At 72.8% G+C, this 23,416-nt stretch carries 22 protein-coding genes and 3 pseudogenes; 12 read left to right on the top strand and 13 right to left on the bottom strand.

The annotated features are described in order from the left end of the window. Positions 1-39 precede the first annotated feature (39 nt). The 3 genes from ACFWPT_RS34320 to ACFWPT_RS34310 form a co-directional block, all read right to left on the bottom strand. Positions 40-870 (bottom strand): aldo/keto reductase, encoded by an 831-nt coding sequence (locus ACFWPT_RS34320; RefSeq protein WP_380381075.1) that lies wholly within the window; start codon positions 868-870, stop codon positions 40-42. A 154-nt stretch (positions 871-1,024) separates the two neighbouring features. Continuing rightward, positions 1,025-1,444 carry a heme-binding protein gene (locus tag ACFWPT_RS34315; RefSeq protein ID WP_063351790.1) on the bottom strand — a complete coding sequence of 140 codons (420 nt, stop codon included), beginning with the start codon at positions 1,442-1,444 and terminating at the stop codon, positions 1,025-1,027. A gap of 53 nt (positions 1,445-1,497) precedes the next feature. Continuing rightward, complete coding sequence (locus tag ACFWPT_RS34310; RefSeq protein WP_380486599.1) at positions 1,498-2,691, bottom strand: MFS transporter; 1,194 nt, start codon at positions 2,689-2,691, stop codon at positions 1,498-1,500. Between the two features lie 290 nt (positions 2,692-2,981). Here ACFWPT_RS34310 and ACFWPT_RS34305 point away from each other — a divergent pair, with 290 nt between their 5' ends. Further along, complete coding sequence (locus tag ACFWPT_RS34305) at positions 2,982-3,470, top strand: MarR family winged helix-turn-helix transcriptional regulator (protein WP_380486597.1); 489 nt, start codon at positions 2,982-2,984, stop codon at positions 3,468-3,470. Positions 3,471-3,759: 289 nt separating this feature from the next. Here ACFWPT_RS34305 and ACFWPT_RS34300 read toward each other — a convergent pair whose 3' ends face one another. Further along, complete coding sequence (locus ACFWPT_RS34300) at positions 3,760-4,371, bottom strand: hypothetical protein (RefSeq protein ID WP_380486595.1); 612 nt, start codon at positions 4,369-4,371, stop codon at positions 3,760-3,762. 211 nt (positions 4,372-4,582) lie between these two features. Between ACFWPT_RS34300 and ACFWPT_RS34295 the strand changes: the two genes are divergently transcribed. After that, positions 4,583-5,161, top strand: coding sequence for a hypothetical protein (locus ACFWPT_RS34295; protein WP_380486593.1), 579 nt, complete (start codon positions 4,583-4,585; stop codon positions 5,159-5,161). Positions 5,162-5,312: 151 nt separating this feature from the next. Here ACFWPT_RS34295 and ACFWPT_RS34290 read toward each other — a convergent pair whose 3' ends face one another. Continuing rightward, entirely contained in the window at positions 5,313-5,831 is a 519-nt protein-coding gene (locus ACFWPT_RS34290) for a GNAT family N-acetyltransferase (protein ID WP_380337828.1), read from the bottom strand. A gap of 64 nt (positions 5,832-5,895) precedes the next feature. Here ACFWPT_RS34290 and ACFWPT_RS34285 point away from each other — a divergent pair, with 64 nt between their 5' ends. Beyond that, complete coding sequence (locus tag ACFWPT_RS34285) at positions 5,896-6,540, top strand: TetR/AcrR family transcriptional regulator (protein WP_380486590.1); 645 nt, start codon at positions 5,896-5,898, stop codon at positions 6,538-6,540. 271 nt (positions 6,541-6,811) lie between these two features. Here the strand turns inward: ACFWPT_RS34285 and ACFWPT_RS34280 are convergent, their stop codons facing one another. Then, positions 6,812-8,374, bottom strand: a complete 1,563-nt coding sequence (locus ACFWPT_RS34280; protein ID WP_380486588.1) for a PucR family transcriptional regulator — start codon at positions 8,372-8,374, stop codon at positions 6,812-6,814. A gap of 266 nt (positions 8,375-8,640) precedes the next feature. On the opposite strand from ACFWPT_RS34280, the gene ACFWPT_RS34275 reads away from it, so the two are divergent. The 5 genes and pseudogenes from ACFWPT_RS34275 (at position 8,641) to ACFWPT_RS34255 (ending at position 14,552) form a co-directional block, all read left to right on the top strand. Continuing rightward, positions 8,641-10,125: a sodium:solute symporter gene (locus tag ACFWPT_RS34275; protein WP_380486586.1), complete on the top strand. Its 1,485-nt coding sequence runs from the start codon at positions 8,641-8,643 to the stop codon at positions 10,123-10,125. Positions 10,126-10,136: 11 nt separating this feature from the next. Continuing rightward, positions 10,137-10,952 carry a class II aldolase/adducin family protein gene (locus ACFWPT_RS34270; RefSeq protein ID WP_380486584.1) on the top strand — a complete coding sequence of 272 codons (816 nt, stop codon included), beginning with the start codon at positions 10,137-10,139 and terminating at the stop codon, positions 10,950-10,952. Positions 10,953-11,058: 106 nt separating this feature from the next. Further along, positions 11,059-12,036: pseudogene (speB, locus tag ACFWPT_RS34265) on the top strand (agmatinase); the annotation flags it as partial. Positions 12,037-12,167: 131 nt separating this feature from the next. Beyond that, complete coding sequence (locus ACFWPT_RS34260; protein WP_380486582.1) at positions 12,168-13,796, top strand: thiamine pyrophosphate-binding protein; 1,629 nt, start codon at positions 12,168-12,170, stop codon at positions 13,794-13,796. Positions 13,797-13,937: 141 nt separating this feature from the next. Next, on the top strand, positions 13,938-14,552 hold the full coding sequence (locus ACFWPT_RS34255) for a TetR/AcrR family transcriptional regulator (protein WP_063351803.1): 615 nt from the start codon (positions 13,938-13,940) through the stop codon (positions 14,550-14,552). Between the two features lie 65 nt (positions 14,553-14,617). Here the strand turns inward: ACFWPT_RS34255 and ACFWPT_RS34250 are convergent, their stop codons facing one another. The 3 genes and pseudogenes from ACFWPT_RS34250 to ACFWPT_RS34240 form a co-directional block, all read right to left on the bottom strand. Continuing rightward, positions 14,618-14,848, bottom strand: a complete 231-nt coding sequence (locus tag ACFWPT_RS34250; RefSeq protein WP_380486580.1) for a ferredoxin — start codon at positions 14,846-14,848, stop codon at positions 14,618-14,620. After that, entirely contained in the window at positions 14,845-16,053 is a 1,209-nt protein-coding gene (locus ACFWPT_RS34245; RefSeq protein ID WP_380486578.1) for a cytochrome P450, read from the bottom strand. The genes ACFWPT_RS34250 and ACFWPT_RS34245 overlap by 4 nt, the downstream gene beginning before the upstream one ends. Positions 16,054-16,511: 458 nt before the next feature. Further along, positions 16,512-16,862 (bottom strand): annotated as a pseudogene (locus tag ACFWPT_RS34240) (winged helix-turn-helix transcriptional regulator); the annotation flags it as partial. Between the two features lie 93 nt (positions 16,863-16,955). On the opposite strand from ACFWPT_RS34240, the gene ACFWPT_RS34235 reads away from it, so the two are divergent. Further along, positions 16,956-17,603, top strand: a complete 648-nt coding sequence (locus tag ACFWPT_RS34235; protein ID WP_380337805.1) for an FMN-dependent NADH-azoreductase — start codon at positions 16,956-16,958, stop codon at positions 17,601-17,603. A gap of 242 nt (positions 17,604-17,845) precedes the next feature. Next, the gene (locus ACFWPT_RS34230; RefSeq protein WP_380486576.1) at positions 17,846-18,394 is read left to right on the top strand and encodes a YceI family protein; all 549 of its coding nucleotides are present in this window, start codon (positions 17,846-17,848) and stop codon (positions 18,392-18,394) included. Positions 18,395-18,801: 407 nt separating this feature from the next. On the opposite strand, the gene ACFWPT_RS34225 is transcribed toward ACFWPT_RS34230, so the two are convergent. Both ACFWPT_RS34225 and ACFWPT_RS34220 read right to left on the bottom strand, forming a co-directional pair. Further along, on the bottom strand, positions 18,802-19,224 hold the full coding sequence (locus ACFWPT_RS34225; RefSeq protein WP_380486574.1) for a Rid family hydrolase: 423 nt from the start codon (positions 19,222-19,224) through the stop codon (positions 18,802-18,804). Positions 19,225-19,292: 68 nt separating this feature from the next. Beyond that, positions 19,293-19,967: an HD domain-containing protein gene (locus ACFWPT_RS34220; RefSeq protein WP_380373455.1), complete on the bottom strand. Its 675-nt coding sequence runs from the start codon at positions 19,965-19,967 to the stop codon at positions 19,293-19,295. A 71-nt stretch (positions 19,968-20,038) separates the two neighbouring features. Between ACFWPT_RS34220 and ACFWPT_RS34215 the strand changes: the two genes are divergently transcribed. Next, entirely contained in the window at positions 20,039-21,019 is a 981-nt protein-coding gene (locus ACFWPT_RS34215) for a GlxA family transcriptional regulator (protein ID WP_380486572.1), read from the top strand. Between the two features lie 203 nt (positions 21,020-21,222). After that, positions 21,223-21,984, top strand: coding sequence for a polyprenyl synthetase family protein (locus ACFWPT_RS34210; protein ID WP_380486570.1), 762 nt, complete (start codon positions 21,223-21,225; stop codon positions 21,982-21,984). Between the two features lie 122 nt (positions 21,985-22,106). On the opposite strand, the pseudogene ACFWPT_RS34205 reads toward ACFWPT_RS34210, so the two are convergent. Together ACFWPT_RS34205 and ACFWPT_RS34200 are read right to left on the bottom strand one after the other, a co-directional pair. Next, positions 22,107-22,601 (bottom strand): annotated as a pseudogene (locus ACFWPT_RS34205) (RNA-guided endonuclease TnpB family protein); the annotation flags it as partial. Positions 22,602-22,741: 140 nt separating this feature from the next. Beyond that, positions 22,742-23,215, bottom strand: coding sequence for a hypothetical protein (locus ACFWPT_RS34200; RefSeq protein ID WP_380486568.1), 474 nt, complete (start codon positions 23,213-23,215; stop codon positions 22,742-22,744). Positions 23,216-23,416: the final 201 nt, after the last annotated feature.

Genomic DNA, 23,416 nt, shown 5'->3' with positions numbered 1-23,416 from the left:
GGGCCGGCCCGCAGCGGGCTTCCGGGGGTGCGGGGTCGGTCAGTTGAACTGGTCCGGGTGCGGACCGGTCCGCAGGTCGCGGTCGGTGGCGGCGATGGCGGCCATGTCCTCGTCGGTCAGCTGGAAGTCGAAGACGTCCAGGTTCTGGCGGATGCGCGCCGGGGTGACGGACTTCGGGATGACGATGTTGCCGAGCTGGAGGTGCCAGCGCAGGACCACCTGGGCGGCGGACTTGCCGGCGCGGGCGGCGATCGCGGTGATCGCCGGGTCGTCCAGGACGGCGCCCTGGGCGAGCGGGCTCCACGCCTCGGTGGCGATGCCGTGCTCGGTGTGGAAGGCGCGCAGCTCGGCCTGCTGGAGGCCGGGGTGCAGCTCGACCTGGTTCACGGCGGGCACCAACCGGCTTTCGTCCAGCAGGCGCTGGAGGTGGGCGGGCTGGAAGTTGGAGACGCCCGCGGCGCGGATGCGGCCCTCGGAGGCGAGGCGCTCGACGGCGCGCCAGGAGTCCAGGTAGAGGTCGCGGGCCGGGGTGGGCCAGTGGATCAGGTACAGGTCGAGGTACTCGAGGCCGAGCTTGGCGAGGCCGGCGTCGAAGGCGCGCAGGGTGGCGTCGTAGCCCTGGTCGGCGTTCCACAGCTTGGTGGTGACGAACAGGTCCTCGCGCGGCAGGCCGGAGGCGGCCAGGGCGCGGCCGACGCCGGTCTCGTTGCCGTAGATCGCGGCGGTGTCGATGCTGCGGTAGCCGGCCTCCAGGGCGGAGGCGACGGCGGCGGTGGTCTCGGCGTCGGGGACCTGGAAGACGCCGAAGCCGAGCTGGGGGATCTCGACGCCGTTGTTGAGCTTCACGGTGGGGACGGTGGGGTTGTTCATGGTGCGTGCTTCCATTCAGCGGGGGAGGTCGGTGAGGGTGTGGCGGACGGTCTGGGCGCTGATGAGTCCTCGGTGTGGTTCCCGGCGATGTGGTCGAGGCCCCCGGCGCCCAGGCGTCGCCCGTGGTCGGCGAGGACCTCCTGCGGTGTGCGGGTCACCGGGCGAGTTCCGCCAGCGCGGCGGTGGCGAAGGAGTGGTCCTGCTCCGGGGCGCCGCCGCCGAGGCCGATGGCGCCGACGAGCTTGCCGTCGCGGTGGATCGGGACGCCACCGGCGATGAAGAGGAGCGGCCGGTCGAGCGCGGTGGCCAGGGTGTGGAACGGTCCGTCCGGCTTGACGAGGTCGACCAGGTCGGCGGTGGGGGCGCCCAGCTGGAGGGCGGTGTACGCCTTGCGGGTGCTGGTCTCCCCGGAGATCAGCACGGCGCTGTCGTCGCGGAGGAAGGCGAGCAGGTGACCGCCCGCGTCCAGGACGGTGACGCTGACCGCGACCCCGGCCGCCTGGGCGGCGCGGCGGGCGGCGGCGACGAGGGTCTCGGCGTCGGCGGTGGTCAGCGGGGTGAGGGTGGTGCTCATGGTGGCGCTACTCCTGGAAGGAACGGGGAGAGGGGAACTGGGGAGGGGAACTGTCAGTGGTGGACGGGGACGGGAGCGGCGGTGACGACGCCCTCCCGTACGGGGGTGCGGCGCTCCAGGACGGCGGACCAGACGGCCAGCAGGAGCGCGGCTCCGGCGAGCAGCGCGCCGACCCAGTTCGGGGCGGTGTAGCCGAGGCCGACCGCGATCACCTGGCCGCCGAGCCAGGCGGCGAGGGCGTTGCCGAGGTTGAAGGCGCCGATGTTGACGGCGGAGGCCAGGGTGGGCGCGCCGTGCGCCTGGTCGAGGACCCGCTTCTGCAGTGGCGGGACGGTGGCGAAGCCGAGCGCCCCGACGAGCAGGATGGAGACCGCGGCGAGGATCTTGTTGTGCGCGGTGAGGGTGAACAGGGCCAGCACGACGGCGAGTCCGCCGAGGGAGGCGTAGAGCATCGGCATCAGCTTGCGGTCGGCGAACCTGCCGCCGAGCAGGTTGCCGAGGAACATCCCGACACCGAACAGGACCAGCAGCCAGGTGACGGCGCCGTCCGAGTAGCCGGCGACGTGGGTCATCATCGGCGCGATGTAGGTGATCGCCGCGAAGACACCGCCGAAGCCGAGGACGGTCATCGCCATGGCGAGCAGGACCTGCGGGTTGCGGAACGCCGTGAGCTCGCGGCGCAGGTGGGCGCCCTCGGGGCGGGGCAGGGCGGGAACGAGCTTGGCGATGCCGAGCAGGCCGACCACGCCGAGCGCGGCGACGCCGGCGAAGGTGACGCGCCAGCCGACGGCCTGGCCGATGAAGGTACCCAGCGGCACGCCGACGATGTTGGCGACGGTGAGGCCGGTGAACATCGTGGCGATGGCGCCGGCCTTCCTGTCGGGGGCCACGAGGTCGGCGGCGACCACCGAGCCGATGCCGAAGAACGCGCCGTGGGCGAGGGAGGTCACGATGCGACCGGCGAGCATCACTCCCATGGTCGGCGCCACGGCGGAGAGCAGGTTCCCCGCCACGAACAGGCCCATGAAGATCATGAGCATCGTCTTGCGGCCGATCCGGGTGCCGAGCACCGTCATCAGCGGGGCGCCGATGACGACGCCGATCGCGTAACCGGTGACCAGGAGCCCGGCGGAGGGGATGGACACTCCGTAGTCGCCGGCGATCTCGGGCAGCAGGCCCATGACCACGAACTCGGTCGTACCGATCCCGAAAGCCCCGATGGCCAGGGCCAGGAGCGCGAGAGGCATGGTGTGCTGCCTTCCATACGATTGCTGTTGCGCCTTACGTGCTCAAACAATAGTTGCACGCGCGGGCTAAGTGCAAGTGCGGGCATTCACCTGTCGCTGGCGGTGGGCGATAGCGGCAAACATGCGGCGCGGACGGGGCCGGGATCGCGCCGATCCCGGCCCCACCCGGGCTGGTCGGGCATCCCGGCGCCGCGGAGAGCAATGCTTGCATGGGCGGGATATGTGCGCTGGCCGATATTTTATGCAAGGGCTTATCCTTGAGGGCGTCGCACCCGGAAGGAGCCACGCCGATGACCGCCACGGACCCCGCGCTGACCGCCCTCGCCAACGGCTGGGCCGCCCTCTATCTCCTGGCCGGCCGGATCGAGGCGCACATCGAGCGCACCCTCCAGGCCCAGCACGACCTGAGCGTGCGCGAGTACTCGCTGCTCGACGTGCTCAGCCGCCAGCACGACGGCGAGGGCGGGCACCTGCAGATGAAGCAGGTCGCCGACGCGGTGGTGCTCAGCCAGAGCGCCACCACCCGCCTCGTCACCCGGCTGGAGGACCGCGGCCTGCTCTCGCGCTACCTCTGCGCGACCGACCGCCGCGGCATCTACACCGACGTGACCGGGCCCGGCCTGGAGCTCCTGGAAGCGGCCAGGCCGACCAACGAGTCCGCCCTCCGGGAGGCGCTGGACGAGGCCGCCAAGAACCCCGAGCTGGCCCCGCTGGTCGCCACCGTCGAGGAGATGAACACGTCGCGACGGCTCCCGGAGCCCGCTGCTGCCACGCGCTGAGCACGACGAAGCCCCGGAACCTCGCCAAGACGGTGCCGGGGCTTCGTGCTGACTACTTCCGCTCGGGCGCGTCCGCTACGCCCCCACGCCTCCTGCCGCGCTCCCGGGTCCCGCGTACAGGTGCCGCTTCGCCCTCAGCGGTGCGCCGCTTGTCCGACGAGGGCCGGCGCCTCGCCGAACACCGGCGTTCTGCCGTGAGCGTGCGCGCCTCATCCCCGCAGGTGAGGGCCGCTTCGACGGCCCGGCCCCGCCGGCGGCTCGCCCGCCGGCAGGTCGTGGTGCGGTCGCTTCACAGGGCCGGCTGACGGGCCTCGGTCAGCATCGCGCGTCCGGCCCGCCATTCGCCCAGCCCCGTCGGCACCAGGCCGATCAGGCAGCAGACGATCACGATGCCGCCCGCGATGGACACCGGGGTGACCGACTCGTCGGCGGGCACCGCCCGGGTCGGGTCCCCGGGCGCGTACCGGACCTCGACCACCGTGCCGAGCGCCACCGTTCCTGCCAGCCGGTTCCCCGAGTAGGTGCGGCCGTCGACCGTCCAGTGGCCCCCGCAGTGCGGGTTCCTGCTCAGTTCGTTGCAGCTGGTGACGGTGGCCGTCGTCCGGGTGTCCATCGCCACGTTGTCGCGCACCTGGCGGACCACCGTCGCAGAGCCGCACAGCGCCAGCATCACGAGCACGAAGGTCATCGCGCCCCACGCGGCACCCGGCGCCACGGGCCGACCCGACGCCTCGGCCATCCGAGTGGCCGCGCCGCTGTTACGCACCGTCAGATAGCCGCCGCACAGGATCGGCAGCATGACCGCGACGATCACGCTGACCACCAGATACGGCTTCCCGGAGAGGGCCACACCGATGAGCTCGATCCCCGCCGCGATCAGATAGCCGGCACCCAGCAACACGCTCTGCCGGTGCCAGCGAAGAACCTGCCGTGCCGATCCGTCATCCCCCCGCACGATCATGGCCCGACGCCAGCACTCGCCCTCACCGCCCCTGTCCGCCGGTCCTGTTGACGCCCCCGGCCCCTGCCGTCGACCGCCGGGACGCCCGTTTCGCGCAGCCGTCCCCGAAAGCCACTTCACGTGGGGGGCGTCGGGACGTAGTGTGCGAGCCGTGAACGAATTGATCTTTCGCGGGAAGGACCTGTACGGACACGCGAAGTACACGCGTCTCGCGCTACTCGGTGCCCTACTGGTCATTCAGGTGGCGTTCGGCGCCTACCGCCTCGGCGTCGTGGCCACCTGCTGGATGGTGGGCGCAACCATCGTGATCGTCGCCCCCTTGGCGCTGATGGTCCAACGGAGTTGGAGCCGGGTGGGGGCCGACGGGGTCACCATCTGCTGGGGCCTCGGGCGCGGCCGCACCCACGCCTGGCAGGACATCAGGTGGGTCGACATCCGCGAGACCAAGAACCGCCAATACGGGAACTCGCGCGCGACCCGGATATTCCTCGCGGGCGGCCGGCGGCGCTCGCTGCCCGGCCTCCAGGACAGCTCCACCTACCCGAGGCCCGACTTCGACGTGGACGTCCAGCGGGTCCTCAACTGGTGGGAGCTCAGCACCCACCAGGACACGCGGATCCGGCCCGCACGGAGCCTGCGCGACCGCATCTCCCCCACCGTCGTCGGGGTCCTCGCCGGAATCGTCATCGCGGTGGTGAGCTTCGTGGTCATCGCCGCCCAACAGCACTGACAGGCCGGGGGCGGCCGGACGCTGCCGTGACCGCACCCGGCACGCACACCACCCCGAGACGGACTCGGGATTCCTGACTTCGGCGTTTCGAGGCGATCGGCGCGTTGTTCTGTGGGCGGAAGGGCGGAAGTCGCCTACGGCAGACGCCCGCTCAGAGCCGCAGGTCCATCCGCTGCTCGACCGTGTCCAGGCCGAACTTGCGGGCGGAACGGGAGACGGTGAGCTCGAAACCGGCCTTCGCGTACAGGTGGTGGGCTGCATCGAGGCCCGCGATGGTCCACAGCAGCACGCCCTCGTACGAACGGGCGCGGGCCTCGTCCAAGGCGGTGTCCAGCAGCCGGCCGCCCAGGCCCCGGCCCCGGGCGACCGGGTCGAGGAGCACCCACCGCAGCTGGCCCCAGCCCGGGCGTTCGTCCGCCCGGACGAGGCCGGCGGCGCCGACCACGCGGCCGTCGAGCTCGGCGACCCACAGACGACCGGGCGCCGCACCGCCCTCGCGGGCCCGGGCGAGGACCAACTCGGCCATCCCGGCGGCGACATAGGCCTCCATGGTCTCGTCCGTGCCGTACTCGCGGGCGTAGAGGACACCGTGCAGGGCGGCGACGGTGCCGAGGTCCCCGGGGCGGACGGCCTCGCGGACGGTCGCGGATCCGGGTGCGGTGGCGGCCATGGCGGCATCCCTTCCAGGAGGACACTTCCACTGAAACAGTCGTTTCAGTGGAACGATAGACCACGTGTCCACCCCCACCCCCGCCGATGCGCCCTCCCGTCCGTCGCGGCGCCGCGAGGAGATCCTCGCCGCGACCGTCCGCTACGTCGCCGAGCACAACGTGTCCGACCTCTCGCTGCGCCCGCTGGCGGCCGAGATCGGCTCCAGCCCGCGGGTGCTGCTGTACCTGTTCGGGTCGAAGGAGCAGTTGGTCCGGGAGGTCCTGGCGGTCGGCCGGGCCGAGCAACTCGCGCTGCTGGAGCGCTGCGAGGCCGAGGGCGGCGACGCCCGCGAGACCCTCGAACTGCTCTGGGAGTGGCTGACGAAGCCCGATCACCGGGGCGCGCTACGCCTGTTCTTCGAGGGGTACGTCCGTGCCGTCGGCGGCTCCGGGCCCTGGCTGGACTTCGGCACCGCCTCGCTGGACGAGTGGTTGCCGCCCCTGGAACGCGTCCTGGACGGCACCGGCGCGAATCCCACCGTGGTGCTGGCCGTCCTCCGCGGCCTGCTGCTGGACCTCCTCGCCGACGGCGGCGGGGGCGGCGGGAGCGGGAGCGGGAGCAGGGACGGGGACGGGGACGGGGACGGGGACGGCAACGAGGGTGGCGGGAAGCACGCCGCCCGCGTCCACGCCGCCTGGCACGCCTTCCTCGACACCACCCTCGGCTGACGCCCGGCAGGGGGCCTGCGCCAACGTGACGCTTCGTGTTCGTGTGCCGGCGCTCGCGTCCTGGCGGTGTGCTGCCCATGTGCAGGCGGGGATCTGACCACGGGCCAGCAGGTCGGGCCGGAACTGGTGTTCCCGCTGCCGGTCCGCACGGTGGCCGTGGCGCCGGATGGCCGGCTGGTGGTGGGCTTCGGCTGGGAGGTCGCCGTGTTGGCCCGCCGTTGACCGGGCCCGCACGCACGTCTCGCCGCCGGACGGCGCCGGCGGCCCGTGGTCAGTTCGCGCCGGGCGGGAGCCAGCGCAGGGCGAACCAGAGCTCCATCCGGACCTCCGCGTCGCCGAGGTCGACGGCGAGCAACTCGCCGACCCGGGCGATGCGTTGGCGCACGGTGTTTCGGTGGAGCTGGAGCGCCGCCGCGGTGCGGTCCCAGCTGCCGTGCAGGGCGAGCCAGGTGCGCAGGGTCTCCCGGAGCACGGCCGGCCCGGGGGTGCCCGCGGCGGTCAGCGGGGCGAAGGTGCTGCGGGCGAGGGCGGCGGCGTCCTCGGGGGCGACCAGGGTGTGGACGCTCGGCCCGACGGCCTCGCGGTGGTGGACGGCGGCGGCACCGGTGGCCAGCGCGTGACGCAGGGCCCGGTCGGCCTGGGCGTCGGCAATCCTCAGCTCCGCCGTGGGGGCGGGTGCGCTGACGCCGAGCGTCCAGCCGAGCCGGGCGGCGGATTCGGTGTCCACGACCCGGTCCGGAGCCGCCGAGCCGGGCAGCAGCGCCCGCAGCCAGGTCCCGTCCAGGTGCAGGTGCGGTGTGCCGAGGGCGGTGCCGAGGGCGGCGAGTTGGACGGCCTCCCCGCCGCCGCCCGCCCGGCCGGTCAGCCGGCCGTGCACGACCACCCAGGCGCCGTCGGGCGGCAGCAGGGCGGCGGCCGCCTCCTCCGGTGCGGCGCCGAGCAGGAGCCGCACCAGGGCTCCCGCGCTGCGGGCGTCCGTGCCGAGCGCGTGCCGCGGGCTGGTGAGCAGCGAGAGCAGCACCACGGCCACCCCGGCCACGGACCGGTGGACGGCGGTCGGCGGTTCCTCGGCGGCGGTGACGAGCGTGAGCGGGCCGCCGGAACCGTCCGAGCCGGGCAGGGTCCGCACGGTCAGGTGCCGCCCGGCGTGGTGCTGGGCGGCGGCGGTCGGAGGCTGGGCGCGGCCTGCGGCGCGCGCGGTGGTCCGTTCCGCGAGGGCGCGCAGTTCGGCCAGGACCGGCACGGGCGGGCGCGCTCCGGCGCTGAACAGTTCGACGCCGCGCCCGTCCAGCAGTGCCGTCCAACCGCCCAGGTGCACGGCGAGTTGCTGGACGACCGCGCGCAGCGCGTCGGGGCGGGCGGCCGCGGAGGCGAGTGCGGACTGGGCTTCGGAGATCTGCCGCAGGCCGCGGTGGGCGGCCTCGGCCATCGCCGAGTAGGCGGCCCGGCCGACGGCGACGAACGGGGTGCCGTCGGGCACCCGCAGCAGGGGCAGGCCGTGCCGGTCGCAGGCGGCGACCAGGTCGGCCGGCACCTCGTCGTAGACCGGTGCGACGCCGAAGCCGAGTGCGGCGGCGCCCGCTTCGACGACGCAGCGCACGTAGGCGTCGATGCCCTCGGCGTCCTGCGGGAGGCGGACTCCGGCGGTGAGCAGCAGTTCGCCGCCGAGCAGGTAGGGGCCGGGGTTCTCGACCTCGGTGGTGCCGACGGTGCCGATCAGCCGGTCGTCGGCCGGTCCGGCGATCCGGCGCAGTCCGAGCACGGGGTCGGCGAGCAGGACGGTCAGCGGGACGGCGGGGCTGCCGGAGGCGGGAGTGGGGGCTGGGTCGGGCACGCCGGCGGCCTTTCGTCGGAGGTTTTGCACATCTGACCCCACGATATTGGATGAATCCGATACTTCTGCAGGCCAGGTGGGGCGGTTTAGGTTCAGCGCACGGCGTTTTCCCTCGGGCACCCCCGGCTCGCCCCCAGTTCCCCGCCTTTCCTGTGCGCCCCGCCAGTCCCGCCCGCTGCCCCGCCCGTCGCCCAGCCTGCTCCCCCACCCACAGCCCTGGCCCGGCCCGCTCCCCCAGCGCGTCCGGCCGGATCGGAGGACCCCCCATGACCCTCGATTACGTCGTGATGATCGGCTACCTGTTGGGCATCGTCGGCGTCGGCTGGTGGGGCAAGCGGCGCGCCTCCTCGAAGGCGGACTTCCTCGTCGCGGGCCGCCGTCTGGGCCCGGTGCTGTACACGGGGACGATGGCCGCCGTCGTGCTCGGCGGCGCGTCCACCATCGGCGGCGTGCGGCTCGGCTACTCCTACGGCCTGTCGGGCGCCTGGATGGTGTTCGCCATCGGGCTCGGCCTGCTGGCGCTGAGCATCCTCTTCTCCGCCCGGATCGCCCGGCTGCGGGTGTACACCGTGGCCGAGATGCTGTCGCTGCGCTACGGCGGGGCGGCGAGCGTGATCTCCGGCGTGGTCATGTGGGTCTACACCCTGATGCTGGCGGTGACTTCGACGATCGCCTACGCCAGCGTCTTCGACGTGCTGTTCGACGTGCCCCGCTGGGCGGCCGTGGTGATCGGCGGCACCATCGTGGTCGGCTACTCCGCGCTCGGAGGCATGTGGTCGATCACCCTCACCGACATGGTGCAGTTCGTGGTGAAGAGCATCGGGGTCCTGTTCCTGCTGCTGCCGGTCGCCGTCGTGAAGGCCGGCGGCCTCGCCCGGTTGAAGGCCGAACTGCCGTCCGGCTACTTCTCGTTCGGCTCAATCGGCGGCGACACCATCTTCACCTACGTGCTGATCTACACCTTCGGCATGCTGATCGGCCAGGACATCTGGCAGCGGGTGTTCACCGCCCGCACCGACCGGGTGGCCACGTACGGCGGCACGGTGGCCGGCGCCTACTGCCTGGCGTACGCCGTCGCCGGCGCGGTGATCGGGATGGCCACCAAGGCGCTCTACCCCCAACTGGCCAGCCCTGACAGCGCGTTCGCGACCATCGTGAAGAGCACACTGCCGGCCGGGGTGCGCGGCCTGGTCCTGGCGGCGGCGCTGTCCGCGATGATGTCGACCGCGAGCGGCGCGCTGATCGCCTCCGCCACCGTGGCCAACAACGACATCTGGGCCCGGGTACGCACGCTCGTCGGCCGGGGAGGGCCCGGCACCGCGGCCACGGACCATGACGAGGTGCGGTCCAACCGGCTGGCGATCGTGGCCCTCGGCGTGCTGTCGATCAGCGTCGCCTGCGTCTTGGACGACGTGATCTCGGCGCTCACCGTCGCGTACAACCTGTTGGTCGGCGGTCTGCTGGTGCCGATCCTGGGCGGGCTGGTCTGGCGGCGCGGCAACCTGCCGGGCGCGCTCGCCGCGATGGTCGCGGGCGGCGGCACCGTGATCGCGCTGATGGCCGCCAAGGGTGTCCTCGCCAACGAGCCGATCTACTTCGGCCTCGCCGTGAGCCTGGTCGCCTACCTGACCGTCAGCCTGGCCACCCGCCCGACCGATGCCACCGTGCTGGAGCACTGGCGCGGCCGGCTCGCCGGGCAGGCCGAGACCCCGGCCGCTCCCGCCGCCACCGCCCCGGCCGCCGCACTCTGAGAGGAAGCCTCATGGGCCTGCCCGCCGCACCGACCGTCACGTCCGGACCGCCCACTGCGTCCGTACCGACCACCCCGCCCGCACCGGACGAGGCCCGGCTGCGCCGCGAACTCGCCGCCGTGTACCGGCTGGTCGCCCACTTCCGGATGACCGACCTGATCTTCACCCACATCTCGGTCCGCGTCCCCGGCCCCGAGCAGCACTTCCTGATCAACCCGTACGGCCTGCTGTTCGAGGAGATCACCGCCTCCGACCTGGTCAAGATCGACCTGGCCGGGAACCCGGTGGAGCCGACCCCCCATCCGGCCAACCCGGCGGGCTTCGTGATCCACAGCGCCGTCCACGCGGCCCGCCAGGACGCCCACTGCGTGCTGCACACGCACACCCGGGCGGGCTGCGCGGTCGCCGCCCAGCGGGACGGGCTGCTGCCCCTCAACCAGATCTCGATGGAGTTCCACGACCGGGTCGGCTACCACGACTACGAGGGCGTCGCGCTCAACCTGGCCGAGCAGGATCGACTGGTCGCCGACCTCGGCGGGCACCCGGCGCTGATCCTGCGCAACCACGGCCTGCTGACCGTCGGCCGCACACCGGGCGAGGCCTTCCTGCGGATGTACTACCTGGACAAGGCCTGCGAGATCCAGATCGCCGCCCAGGCCGGCGGCGGCCCGCTCGTCCTGCCGTCCCGCGAGACCGCCGAGCTCACCGCCCGCCAGCTGACCGGCCAGGAGCACGGCTCCGACCTCCAGGACGACCGGGCCGCCGAGCTGGCCTGGGCGGCCCTCCTGCGCCTCGCCGACCGGATCGCCCCCGACCACGCGAACTGACCCCGTCGACCCGGCGCAACGCCCGCCCGCCGACACCCCGACGCCCGACACCGGCTCCCCGACAACGCCCCGACGACGCCCCGCCCGACCGACTCCAGGAGCAGCCATGAGCACCGCCCCCGGCCCCCACGCCCCCCACAGCCCCCTCGGCCCCACCGACTCCTCCCGGGTACCGCGCTACGCCGGGCCCGCCACCTTCGCCCGCCTGCCCCGGATCGACCAGGTCCCGCGCGCGGACGTCGCGGTCGTCGGCGTGCCCTTCGACACCGGCGTCTCCTACCGGCCCGGCGCCCGCTTCGGCGGCAACGCGATCCGCGAGGCCAGCCGGCTGCTGCGCCCCTACAACCCGGCCCAGGGCGCCTCGCCGTTCGCGCTCGCCCAGGTCGCCGACGCCGGGGACATCGCCGCCAACCCGTTCGACATCCACGAGGCGGTCGACACCGTCGAGGCGGCCGCCGGCGAACTGCTGGACACCGGCGCCCGGCTGATGACCCTCGGCGGCGACCACACCATCGCACTCCCGCTGCTGCGCGCCGTGGCCCGCCGGCACGGGCCGGTCGCGCTGCTGCACTTCGACGCCCACCTGGACACCTGGGACACCTACTTCGGCGCCGAGTACACCCACGGCACACCGTTCCGCCGGGCCGTCGAGGAGGGAATCCTGGACACCTCCGCCCTCTCCCACGTCGGCACCCGCGGGCCGCTCTACGGCAAGCAGGACCTCACCGACGACGAGAAGCTCGGCTTCGGCATCGTCACCTCCGCCGACGTCCTGCGGCGCGGCGTGGACGAGGTCGCCCAGCAGCTGCGCGAGCGGGTCGGCGACCGCCCCCTGTACATCTCCATCGACATCGACGTGCTCGACCCGGCACACGCCCCCGGCACCGGCACCCCCGAGGCCGGCGGACTCACCTCGCGCGAACTGCTGGAGATCCTGCGCGGCCTGAGCGGCTGCCACCTGGTCTCCGCCGACGTGGTCGAGGTCGCGCCCGCGTACGACCACGCAGAGATCACCGCGGTGGCCGCCTCGCACACCGCCTACGAGCTGACGACGCTGATGGCCCGCCAGATCGCGAGCGAACGGACGGAGCCGGGTCCGCGAGCCGGTGCGGGCGACCGCACCGACGCACACCCGGACGGCCGCACCGACGCCCGCACCGACACCCGTACCGACGCCCGCACGGAGTCCCACGACGCCACCGGCGAGGTGCGCGCATGACGCACCTCCGCAACGGCGGCGACCTGGTGGTCGAGTCACTCGCCACGCTCGGCGCCCGCTGCGTCTTCGGCCTGCCCGGCCAGCACGCCCTCGGCCTGTTCGACGCGCTGCGCCGCTCCGACCTGCGGTACGTGGGGTTGCGGGTGGAGAACAACGCCGGCTTCGCCGCCGACGGCTACGCCCGCACCGCCGGGACGGTGGCCCCGCTGTTCCTGTCCACCGGGCCCGGCGCGCTCACCTCGCTGGCCGCGCTCCAGGAGGCCGCCGCCGCCTCGGTGCCGGTGCTCGCCGTCTCCAGCCAGATCCCCTCGGCCGGACTGGGTGGGCGACGGCGCGGCTATCTGCACGAACTCGTCGACCAGCAGGCCAGCTTCCGCGACGTGGTGAAGTCCGTGCACACCGCCCGGACCCCAGCGCAGATCCCCTCCGCGCTGGCCGCCGCCTGGGAGTCGGCGCTGAGCGCGCCGTACGGGCCGGTGTGGGTGGAGATCCCGCAGGACGTCCTGCTCGCGCCGGTGACCGTACCGCCGGTCACCGGGCTGCGCGCCGAACCCCGGCCACCGGTCCCCCGCCCGGAGCTGATCGCCGAGGCCGCGGTGCTGCTGGCCGAGGCCGAACGCCCGGTGATCCTGGCCGGAGGCGGTGTGGTCCGGGCCGGAGCCGGTGACGAACTGCTGCGGCTGGCCGAGCTGTTGCGGGCCCCGGTGGCCTGCACCTTCGGCGCCAAGGGGGCCTTCCCCTGGGAGCACCCGCTGTCGCTGCGGTCCTGGCTGGAGGACCGCCACACCACCGATCTGCTGGAGGACGCCGACGTCCTGCTCGTCGTCGGCTCCGGCCTGGGCGAACTGTCCAGCAACTACCACACCATGGCGCCGCGCGGCCGGATCATCCAGATCGAGGCCGACGCGGGCAAGCTGGAGGCCAACCACCCGGCCTTCGGCATCCACGCCGACGCCCGCCTCGCCCTGACCGCCCTCTCCGACTCGGTGCCGGCCGCCGTACCGGACGGCCGGGCCGAGGCGGTGACCGCCGAACTGCTCAAGCGCGTCCAGGAGCGGATCGACGGCCAGGGGCTGGAACTCGAACAGGACTTGCTGGCATCCGTTCGCCACGCGCTATCGGACGACTCGCCGGTCTTCTTCGACATGACGATCCTCGGCTACTGGGCCTGGTCCGCCTTCGACGCCCGCCGCCCCGGAGCGATGCACTCCGCCCAGGGCGCCGGCGGCCTCGGCTACGGCTACCCCGCCGCACTGGGCGCCGCCGTGGCCACGGACGGCCGCCCGGTCCTCGCCGTCTCCGGCGACGGCGGCGCGATGTACTCGCTCGCCGAACTCGCCACCGCCCGCCAACTCGGCCTCAACGTCACCTGGTTGATCATCGACGACGGCGGTTACGGCATCCTGCGCGAGTACATGACGGGCGCCTTCGGCGAGGCCACCGCCACCGAACTGGCCCGCCCGGACTTCGTCCGTCTGGCCGAGTCCTTCGGCGTCCCGGCCGCCATGACCACACCCGACGACCTCGCACGGGACCTGGCCGCCGCACTCGCCGCCCCGGGCCCCAACGTGCTGGTCCTGCCCACCCTGCTGCGGATGTTCGCGCCCACCCACCTGGACGGCTGAACCACGGAGGGAGCGCGACGGCCGGACCCCCGCCCCGCCCTGCGGTCCCCGCCGCCCGGCGCGCTCCCCCCATCTGCCCCGCACCACCACGCCCCCGGACCGTCCGACGCCGTTCCGCCGGCCCTTGGATAGGCTGCCGCAATGGCCCTCGACTCCCCCCGGCTGCTGCGCGCCGACGCCGCCCGCAACGCGGAAAAGATCATCCGGGCTGCCCGGGAGGTCTTCACCGAACAAGGCCCCGACGCCCTCCTCGACGACGTGGCACGCCGGGCCGGCGTCGGAGCCGCCACGCTCTTCCGCCGCTTCCCCGACAAGGCCGCGCTGCTGCGGGCCGTACTGGACGAGCGCTTCGGCGAGAACGTCCGCCCCGTCATCCAGGCTGCCGCCCACGACCCCGACCCCGCCTCCGGACTGGCCCGCGTCCTGGAAGCGGCACTGGAATCGGTGGCCGGCGACTACAACGTGCTGGCCGCCGCCCGCTCCGCCGGCGTCCTGACCCCGGCGACCGGGCAGGAGTTCTTCGCCGCCCTCGACGCCCTCCTGGCGCGCGGTCAGCACGCAGGTGTGATCCGCGCCGACCTCGTACCCGACGACCTGCACCGCGTCGTCGTCATGCTGGTCTCGGTGCTGTGGACGATGGAACCCCACGAGGACGGCTGGCGCCGCTACCTGGCCCTGGTCCTCGACGGCCTCACCCCCGCCGGGGCCCGCCCGCTGCCCTGCCCCGCCCCCGCACTGCACACCCGCACACCCTGACGCCGAGGCGGGTGCCGGCCGCCCTTGCGGGGGCGGCCGGCACCACCGGACGTTAGCGCACCGGATCAGCGCACCGAATGCACCTGGATCGCCGAGGCCGGGCACATGGCGGCCGCCTGGCGGGCCAGTTCCGCCGCCCGTGCGCCGGGCTCGGCGGCGAGCACGACGACCTGCCCGGCCTCGTCCTGGTCGAACACCAGCGGCGCGGTCACCGCGCACTGCCCCGACGACACGCACCGCGAGGTGTCCGCCTCCACCCGCGCGACCGGCCGCTCGCGCGGGTGTTCCTCGTTCACCACAGGACCGGGACCTCGCTGAGGCCGCCCGCCAGCCGCTCGTCGTGGTCGCGCAGGCTCCGCGCGTCCACCGCCAGCCGCAGGTCGGGGAAGCGCCGGAACAGCGCGGTCAGCGCGACCTGCATCTCGGTGCGTGCCAGCACGTTGCCGATGCAGTAGTGGCCGCCGTGCCCGAAGGCCAGGTGCGCGTTGGGGGAACGCGACGGGTCGAAGGTGTCCGGCTCCTCGAACACCCGCCCGTCCCGGTTCGCGGCGTTGATCGCCACCAGCACCGCCTCGCCCCGCGCGATCGCGGTCCCCGCGACGGTGACGTCCTCGCGGGCGTAGCGGGTCAGGCCCAGGCCACCGGGCGAGGCCATCCGCAGGACCTCCTCCACGGTGGCGCGGGCCAGCGCCTCCGGGTCGGCGGCGAAGCGGTCCCGCCGGCCGGTGTCGCTCAGCAGGAACAGCACCCCCAGGTCGATCCGGGCCGACGTCGTCTCGTGGCCGGCGAACAGCAGCCCCACCGCCAGCCGGGTCATCTCCCCCTCGGTGAACGAGGGGTCCTCCGCCTGCACGGCCAGGATGTCGCTGATCACGTCCTGCCCCGGCTGCTTCCGCTTCTCCTCGGCGATGCCGGCCACGTACGCCTCGAACTCGGCCATGGCCGCGGCGCCGTCGGCCCCGCCGTACAGCGCGGCGATCCGCTCCGACCAGCCGCGCAGCAGGCCCCGGTCCGCGACCGGCACACCCAGCAGCTCGCAGATCACCATCACCGGCAACGGGAACGACAGGTGGTCGTGCAGGTTGACGGCGCGTTCCGGATCCCGCGCGCGCTCCTCCTCCATCGCGTCCAGGCAGGATGCGGCGAGCTCCCCGATCCGCTCGCCCAGCCGGCGCATCCGCGGCGCGCTGAACGCGGGCGCCAGCATCCGCCGCATCCGCGTGTGCTCGCGGTCCTCCTCCTCGGGCGAGGGGGCGGGGCGCGTGTGCAGCGCCGACTCCGAGATCCTCGGCGCGCCCTCGGAATCGGGGCGCAGCCGGGAGAACCGGGCGTCGCTCAGAACCTCCCGGGCCTCCTCGTAGCGGGTCACCAGCCAGGCCGGGTCGCCGGCGGGTGTCGTCACCCGCGTGATCGGACCTTCCTCGCGCAGACGCGCGAACAGCGGCGCCAGGTCCAGGGCGTCGGGGCGCTCGAAGGGTAACTGCGGTGCGGGGGCGGTCATGATGGGTCTCCTCACCGGCCAAAGGCCACAAGAGCAGCGAACGCTTGGCAGAACCGCCCTCTCCTGCACGTCCAGGCCAGGGCGGACGAACGGCGTCCCCGGCCAACAAGTGAGAGTCAGCTCTCTCTTCTCTCGGGAGCGTAACACCGTCGGCACGCACAGTCAGCCACTGGGCGAGATCGGCCCGTTCGGTGCTGGAGCGGGCCCGGCCCTCGGGAGAATCGAACGGAAATCGGCGGCGACGGGGGCCTTGATTCCGGTTCGGCGACGAGCCTGAAGCAGCGACCTGGGCGCGCAGACCGGCGCCCGCTACACCGGCATCTCGCTCACCGGCCGCATCCGCCGGTGGAACCACCCGGCGTGCACGCCGCCGCGGGACTCGCAGTCCTTGGTGCGGCACGCGGTGAAGCCGCTCCGCCGCCGGCCGCGCCGGCCACGTCGAGCGGGAGCCGCTCCGGCCCACCGGAGCAGGGTGCACCGCCGTTCAGGTGCGCGGCCGCCCACCGCCCCAGCTCGGCCAACGCGGGCTCCAACGCGTTGCCCGCTTCGGTCAGCCGGTAGGAGACCCTCAGCGGAGGGCCGGCGTCCACCTCTCGCAGGATCAGGCCGGCCTCGCCGAGTTCGGTGAGCCGCTCCGAGAGCATGCGCTCGCTGATGCCCGGGATGGCCCGCCGAAGATCGGCGAAGTACACGGGCCCCGGGATCAGGGTGACGACGATCAGGCCCGTCCACCGCTTGCCGAAGAGCTGGAAGACGCGCGCAATGCCCTCGTCGGCCTTCCTGCATGCCTGCTCGCCGTGATTCGCCATGCCACCAGGGTAGCCCTCGACCTACGTAGCTTTAGAAAAGTAAGTAGCTACTAGCTACGTAAGAAACCTCCGCCCCTAACTCTGGAGCCCTCCATGGCCACCCTGCTGCACCTCGACTCCTCCGCCCTGCCCCACGGCTCCGCCTCCCGCGAGGTCACGGCCACCTTCCGCAAGGCATGGGAGGAGCAGCACCCCGAGGGCACGGTCGTCTACCGCGACCTCGCGGCCGAGCCGCTGCCGCACCTCACCGCTGCCGGCATCACGGCCGCCTTCGCCGACCCGGCCGACCACACGGACGAGCAGAAGGCCGCTTTCGCCCTGCGCACCGAGCTGGCCGCGGAGCTGGAGAACGCGGACGCGGTGCTCATCGGCGCCCCCATGTACAACTTCACGATCCCCTCCAGCCTCAAGGCATGGCTGGACCACGTGATCATCATGGGCCGCACCGGCGGTGAGAACTCCTCCGTGGCGGGCAAGCCCGTCACCGTCGTCGCCAGCCGCGGCGGCTCCTACGCGCCCGGCACCCCGCGCGAGGACTTCGAGTTCGCGGCCAACTACCTGGAGAAGGCGCTGACCGGCCTGCTCGGCCTCAAGGTCGACGTCATCACGCCCGAACTGACCCTGGCCCGCACCGTCCCCGCGATGGCCGACCTGGTCGACCTGTCGGACGCCTCCCGCGCCCAGGCCCACGAGCAGGCCGCTGCCAAGGCCAAGGCCCTCGCCGCCGGCCTCTCCGCCTGACCAGCACCTGCGGACCGCACACCGGCACGGCGCGGACCGAACCCGGCCCCGCACCACCGCCGCTGCTGTCGTCGCGGGGGCGGGGCAGGGCCGCCCCCGCGACGCCCCCGCGACGACGGACGCCCCCGAATTCAGGCCCCGCCCCACCACCACCGGGCGGAAGCAGGCGCGCGACTCACCAGCCCGCGACGCCGCACCCCACCCAAGCGCCACTGCCTGCCCCACCGCGAAAGACGGTCGCCATGACCCGCCGCACCACCGACCCCACCCAGCCCTCCACCAGGCTGTCCGACCTCAGCACCGGCCCCTGGGTCCTGGACCCGGCCACGTCATCAGTGGAGATCAAGCACAAGTCGATGTGGGGACTGGCCACGATCAGGGCCGCCTTCACCAAGCTCAGCGGCGAAGGCGAGATCAGCCCCGACGGCTCCGCGCACGGCACACTGACCGTCGAGGCCGCGTCGATCCTCAGCAAGCAGGCCAAACTCGACACCCACCTGCGCTCCGCGGACTTCTTCGACGTCGACAGGTATCCGACGTTCACCTTCACCGCCACCCGCGTCGTCGCCGACAGCGCCGGAACCGCCAAGGTCACCGGCAGCCTCACCGTGCTCGGCACCACCCGCCCGCTCACCTTCACCGCCCGCGCCACCGCCGCCGGCCCGCACGAGGTGACCCTCAGCGGCGAGATCACCGTCGACCGCAACGACTTCGGCATGAACTGGAACAGAGCCGCAATGATCAAGGGCCTCACCACCGTCACCCTCACCACCCGCTTCACCCACCGCTGACCCACCGGTCCCCGCCCCCCGACCCGGCCCCGTACTGGGGCGGGCCCTGGAAGCGGAGCTGACGAGGTTGATCCGCAGGTTCCGCGGCACCTCACCGGCCGCGTTGTGTGGACGTACGCGACTTCGTCCTGTGGCTGCGGACGTGCCACAACCCGGCGCGGGACCGGCGCCGACCGGATGCGCCCGTACCGGGATCGCTGAACGCGCCACCGGCAAGCCGTACCTGAGGTCGGGCTACGCCCCGGCCACCGTCAACCACGCGGTGTCGGTGCTGGCGGCGTTCTACGACCACCATCTGCAGACCGGGCTGGGTCCCGTCGTCTCCTCGGTGCCGCCGCAGTCCCGTGAGAACCTCACGTCCGTCGCGACGGGCTCCTGGGCCCGGGCGCCGGTCCAGGAGCGGCGGTCTACCGGGATTCGGCGGGATACGCGGCGGTCGCGCGGATTTCGACGAGGAGTCCCGGGCTGGCGAGGCCGCTGACACCAATGATCGTCCAGGTCGGGTAGGGCGCTTCGACGAGGCGCTGCTTGGCCTCGATGAAGCCGGGCAAGTGCCGGCGGATGTCGACGTGGTAGCTGGTGACCTCGACGAGGGCGGACGGGTCGAGGTTCTCCAGTCGAAGGATCTCTTCGATCTTCCGGATGGCGATCTCGGTCTGCTCTTCGATGGTGTCCGGGATGGTTCCGTCGGCGCGGCGACCGATCGTTCCGGCGATGAACAGGAGGCCGTGCGCGCGGACCGCGGCGGAATAGCCGAAGCTCGCGAAGGCGCTGGTGGTTTGCCCGAAGACCGGGTTGTCCTCGGGGATCGCGACGGTGTGGACGGTCATTGCGGTGCTTCCTTTTCTTTGGTGACGCGGTCGTGTTCTTCGGTGACGCGGCCGTGGAGTCCGTGGAGTCAGTTGCCCCAGCGGGACGAACGGCAGGCGTGCTCCAGCCGGGTCCGGCCGAAGGTCTCGCGTTCACGGAGGAATTCGCCGGGGATCGTGTACCGGGGTGCGTTCTTCGGGTCTTTCGCGGCCTGCGCGACGATCGCGTCGGTGAGTGAGCGGATCATGTCCAGCCGTGGATAGGCGGCGTGCACGGCGTCGGCCTGCTCGTCGGTGACGGCGTCGATGTGGGCGGCGCCGATCGGGCCACCGAAGTCGAGTGCGACGCCCTCGCGGACGAGCACGCACAGCGTGCCACGGCGTTCTGCGATACCCGGGGAGGTGTGGAGGGCGATGGCCTGCCAGACCTGGTCGGCATCGATTGCCGGTACTCCGCGGTCGATGAGGAATGAGGCGGCCCGGTCGGCGCCTTCGACCTCGAACCGTTGGTTGTGCGGGCCGTCCGACGCCACGCCGAGGTCGTGCATCGCGCACGCGGCGAACAACAGGTCGTCCTGGTAGTCGTGGCCGACGACCAGGCCGAGGCGGCCGGCAACCAGCCGGGCGAACAGGTAGCTGCGGACGCTGTGGTTGAAGACGGACGGCGTTTCCACCGGTCGGATGAGGTTCATGACGGCGTCGGCAAGCGGTGTGCCTGGCAGCGTGATCAGGTCGGCGGTCGCCTCGCGGGTAGGTCCGGTCATGTCTTCAGCCTGGCCGTGACCGCCCTGACCTGGCGAGAGGCAAAATTTCCTTACTTCGCTAGAATCTTGCCATGGCAGTGCATCGAGTCGCGGTCCTGGCGCTGGACGGGGTCACCCCCCTCGACCTGGCGATCCCGACGCAGATCTTCACCACCCGGCCGGAAACCCCCTACGAGATGACCCTGTGCGCGCTTCAGCCGAAGGTGGCCACCAGCGCGGGTTTCGCCCTGGTCGCCGACGAGGGCCTGGAGCGGGTGAGCACCGCCGACACCGTGATCGTGCCGGGATTCGACCTGATCCTCCCGTTGCCGGACGCCGTGCTCGAGACACTGGCCGGAGCCCGCGACCGAGGCAAGCGTGTGGTGTCGATCTGCACGGGCGCTTTCGCGCTGGCCGCGGCGGGCGTCCTGGACGGGCTGCACGCCACGACCCACTGGAAGCACATCGACGAGTTCGAGCGGAGCTTCCCGGCCGTCTCGGTCGACCGCGACGTGCTCTACGTCGACGAGGGCGACGTGCTCACCTCGGCCGGGGTGTGCTGCGGCATCGACCTGTGCCTGCATATCGTGCGCCGCGACCTGGGCGCGGAGATGGCCAACCAGATCGCCCGCGGTCTGGTCGCCGCCCCGCACCGAGACGGTGGGCAGGCCCAGTACGTGCCGGCTCCCGTCGCGGTGGCCGGCGAGGCGTCGCTGTCCGGTACCCGTGGATGGGCCCTGCAGCGGCTCGGCGAGCCGCTCTCGCTGCGCGTGCTCGCCCGGCACGCGGGCCTCTCGCAGCGCACCTTCATGCGCCGGTTCACCGAGGAGACGGGCACGACCCCGTTGCAGTGGATGCTCAACGCCCGGCTGGGCAGGGCGCGGGAGCTGCTGGAATCCACGGACCGCTCGGTGGAGCAGGTGGCGCGGGACTGCGGGCTGGGCACGGCGGCCAACCTGCGGCTGCACTTCCGGCGCGCACTGGACACCACCCCCACCGCCTACCGCCGCACCTTCACACGCTCGACGTCGCGCAGTCCGGCCTGTTCACCAGCGGTCACGCCCTCGGCCTGAGAACGGCCACCACGACACTGCGGGGTTTCACAGGCGGGTCGCTGCCGTCCGATGAGAGATTTCGCAGCGCCTGTGAGGCTCCTACGCGAGCCAGGAGGGCTACCGGATCAGGCGATCACGCCTCCGCGGTGATCCGGACTTTGAGCCGGTCGTATTCGGCTACCGCGTCCGGCACGTGATCGAAGCAGTCCTCCCACCTGTCGTTGCTGTACGACGACGTCCTGGACGGCGATGCGCTCCGTCGCCACCGGGCCGCCGCCTGGGAGGTGTTCGGGCCGGGCGCGGCGACCCGGTCGGCCGACGCACTGCTGATGCTGGCGTTCGAGGTGCTCGCAGGCCCCGACGGCGAAGCCGTCGCCGGCGAGGCGTCGGCTGCCCTGCTGGACACGCTCATCCAGCTCGCGGTGGGTGAGAGCCTGGACGTGCTGTTCGAGGCCGCGCCCCGCGTCGAGCTGTCCGAGTGCCTGGAGATGGTGTCGGGCAAGACGGCGTCGCTGATCTCCTGCGCCTGCCGGCTGGGCGCCCTCCACGGCGGCGGCGGGCCGGCGCAGGTCGAGACCCTGGCCGCGTTCGGACACGACCTGGGCATGGCGTTCCAGCTGGTGGACGACCTGCTGGGGATCTGGGGCGACGAAGCGGTCACGGGCAAACCGGTCTTCGCGGACCTGCGGGCACGCAAGCTCTCGGTGCCGGTGGTGGCCGCGATGGCCTCGAACACCGCGGCGGGCGACGAACCGGCCCGCCGCTACGCGCTGCCGGCCGGCCCTGGCCGGGCCGGGGAGGCGGAGCTGGCCCGGCTGGTGGAGGAGGCCGGCGGCCGGCGCTGGACGGTGGAGCGCGCCGCCGAGCACGCGGACGGGGCCCGACGCCGTCTGCGGAGCCTCGCCGACGGCCCCGGCGCGGTGCCCGGCGCCGTCGCCGACCTCGACGCGCTCTGCGAACTGATCGTCAACCGGTCGTACTGAGCCGGTCGCCCCCGGCGCGGGAGGACCAGGGCGCCGGGGTATCGAGGATGTGCGCACGGCCCTGCCGGTGACGAAGTCCCCGGCCTTGACTTCCTCCCCCGGCTGGAGCCGGGGGATTCCCCTCAGCCTCGCGGCTGAGCCGCTGCGCGCGAGCGCTGCGGTCGGGATGTTTCCTGCTTCACCGACGACTGCCCGCCCGGAGTGCTCCGTTGAGGTCTTACACCGTCTCCACAGGCTGTAACCGCCAGTCCGGCGGCCAGGATGTTGCGTGCCGCGTTCACGTCCCGGTCGTGCTGTGCGCCGCAGGCGCATGCCCACTCGCGGACGTTCAGTGGCATCTTCGCGGCGGTCACGCCACAGGCCGAACACAGTTTCGAGCTGGGGAACCACCGGTCGACGGTCACCAGGTCCCGGCCGTACCACCGAGCCTTGTACTCCAGCATGGACCGCATCTCGGTCCAGCCCGCGTCACTGATGGCACGGGCGAGCGTCCGGCTCCTGAGCATGCTCCGGACCGTCAGATCCTCGATCACGACCGTTTGGTTCTCGCGGACGAGCCGAGTGGTGAGCTTGTGCAGGAAGTCCCTGCGACGGTCGGCGATGCGCGCGTGCACTCGAATCCCGCACGTCACAGCACTGCGGTCCGCCCCGGGGGCGAAACGCAGCCACCTGACCCGCTACGCGGGCAGTCCACTTCCTCCCCCGGCTGAAGCCAGGGGTATCCACGGAGGTCCATGATGAACAGCGGGTCGGCCGGCTACGGCCACGGGTAGCCCACCTGCTCCGGCCGGTAGCCTCCGCAGAGCTCGGCGGTGGCACGGGGATCGCCTGCGGTCAGCTGCGCTTCAAGGTGCTCGGCCTGGTCCGACGGGTCGTCCGCGGAGATCGGCAGGGTCATCAGGAACTGGGCCCAAGGCAGATCCGTCTCGTCCCGGCCAGGGGGATGCCTCAGGACGACGTCGATCCGATCGGGTTCCCCGCGGAAGGCCCAGACCGCCTCCAACTCGCACTCCCACCTGGCGAGCCAGTCCTCGCGTCCCCTCAGCCCCGCCTCCAGCAACGTCGCGACCACTGCCGCCGGCCACTCCCAGCCGCGGTCCCCTTCGGCTCGCAGGACCTCGGCCTCGTACTGATCCGCGGCGAACCGAAACTCCGGCAGGTCGAAGCCCCGCTCGACCGGGTCGCGCCAGCCCGCCCAGACGACATGCTCCTCGTCGCGCGTGACCGTCACGTACAGAGCGCTGCAGCACCGCTCAAAGCCGCACCCGGATCGAGCGAGCCGAACCTCGTGGGGAGTTCCGGTGGCATGCAACGGCCCGCCCCGGCCCAGGAGATACCGGGGGCCTGATCCCGCGAACGGGGGGCCGCCCGATTCCCTGCTACGCAGGGACAGGTCGGCCAGGAGATCCCGGCCACTGACGAACGGGCGGAC

This window comes from Kitasatospora sp. NPDC058478 (genome assembly GCF_042720345.1).
In the GTDB taxonomy this organism is placed as follows: domain Bacteria; phylum Actinomycetota; class Actinomycetes; order Streptomycetales; family Streptomycetaceae; genus Kitasatospora.
The sequence above is the reverse complement of the archived record's forward strand: the minus strand, read 5'-3'. Positions and strand labels throughout refer to the sequence as shown.

Coding starts and splice junctions, on each gene's coding strand:
- ACFWPT_RS34320 (WP_380381075.1), bottom strand. CDS start 870: ATGAACAACCCCACCGTCCCCACCGTGAAGCTCAACAACGGCGTCGAG.
- ACFWPT_RS34315 (WP_063351790.1), bottom strand. CDS start 1,444: ATGAGCACCACCCTCACCCCGCTGACCACCGCCGACGCCGAGACCCTC.
- ACFWPT_RS34310 (WP_380486599.1), bottom strand. CDS start 2,691: ATGCCTCTCGCGCTCCTGGCCCTGGCCATCGGGGCTTTCGGGATCGGT.
- ACFWPT_RS34305 (WP_380486597.1), top strand. CDS start 2,982: ATGACCGCCACGGACCCCGCGCTGACCGCCCTCGCCAACGGCTGGGCC.
- ACFWPT_RS34290 (WP_380337828.1), bottom strand. CDS start 5,831: ATGGCCGCCACCGCACCCGGATCCGCGACCGTCCGCGAGGCCGTCCGC.
- ACFWPT_RS34275 (WP_380486586.1), top strand. CDS start 8,641: ATGACCCTCGATTACGTCGTGATGATCGGCTACCTGTTGGGCATCGTC.
- ACFWPT_RS34270 (WP_380486584.1), top strand. CDS start 10,137: ATGGGCCTGCCCGCCGCACCGACCGTCACGTCCGGACCGCCCACTGCG.
- ACFWPT_RS34260 (WP_380486582.1), top strand. CDS start 12,168: ATGACGCACCTCCGCAACGGCGGCGACCTGGTGGTCGAGTCACTCGCC.
- ACFWPT_RS34255 (WP_063351803.1), top strand. CDS start 13,938: ATGGCCCTCGACTCCCCCCGGCTGCTGCGCGCCGACGCCGCCCGCAAC.
- ACFWPT_RS34245 (WP_380486578.1), bottom strand. CDS start 16,053: ATGACCGCCCCCGCACCGCAGTTACCCTTCGAGCGCCCCGACGCCCTG.
- ACFWPT_RS34235 (WP_380337805.1), top strand. CDS start 16,956: ATGGCCACCCTGCTGCACCTCGACTCCTCCGCCCTGCCCCACGGCTCC.
- ACFWPT_RS34230 (WP_380486576.1), top strand. CDS start 17,846: ATGACCCGCCGCACCACCGACCCCACCCAGCCCTCCACCAGGCTGTCC.
- ACFWPT_RS34225 (WP_380486574.1), bottom strand. CDS start 19,224: ATGACCGTCCACACCGTCGCGATCCCCGAGGACAACCCGGTCTTCGGG.
- ACFWPT_RS34220 (WP_380373455.1), bottom strand. CDS start 19,967: ATGACCGGACCTACCCGCGAGGCGACCGCCGACCTGATCACGCTGCCA.
- ACFWPT_RS34215 (WP_380486572.1), top strand. CDS start 20,039: ATGGCAGTGCATCGAGTCGCGGTCCTGGCGCTGGACGGGGTCACCCCC.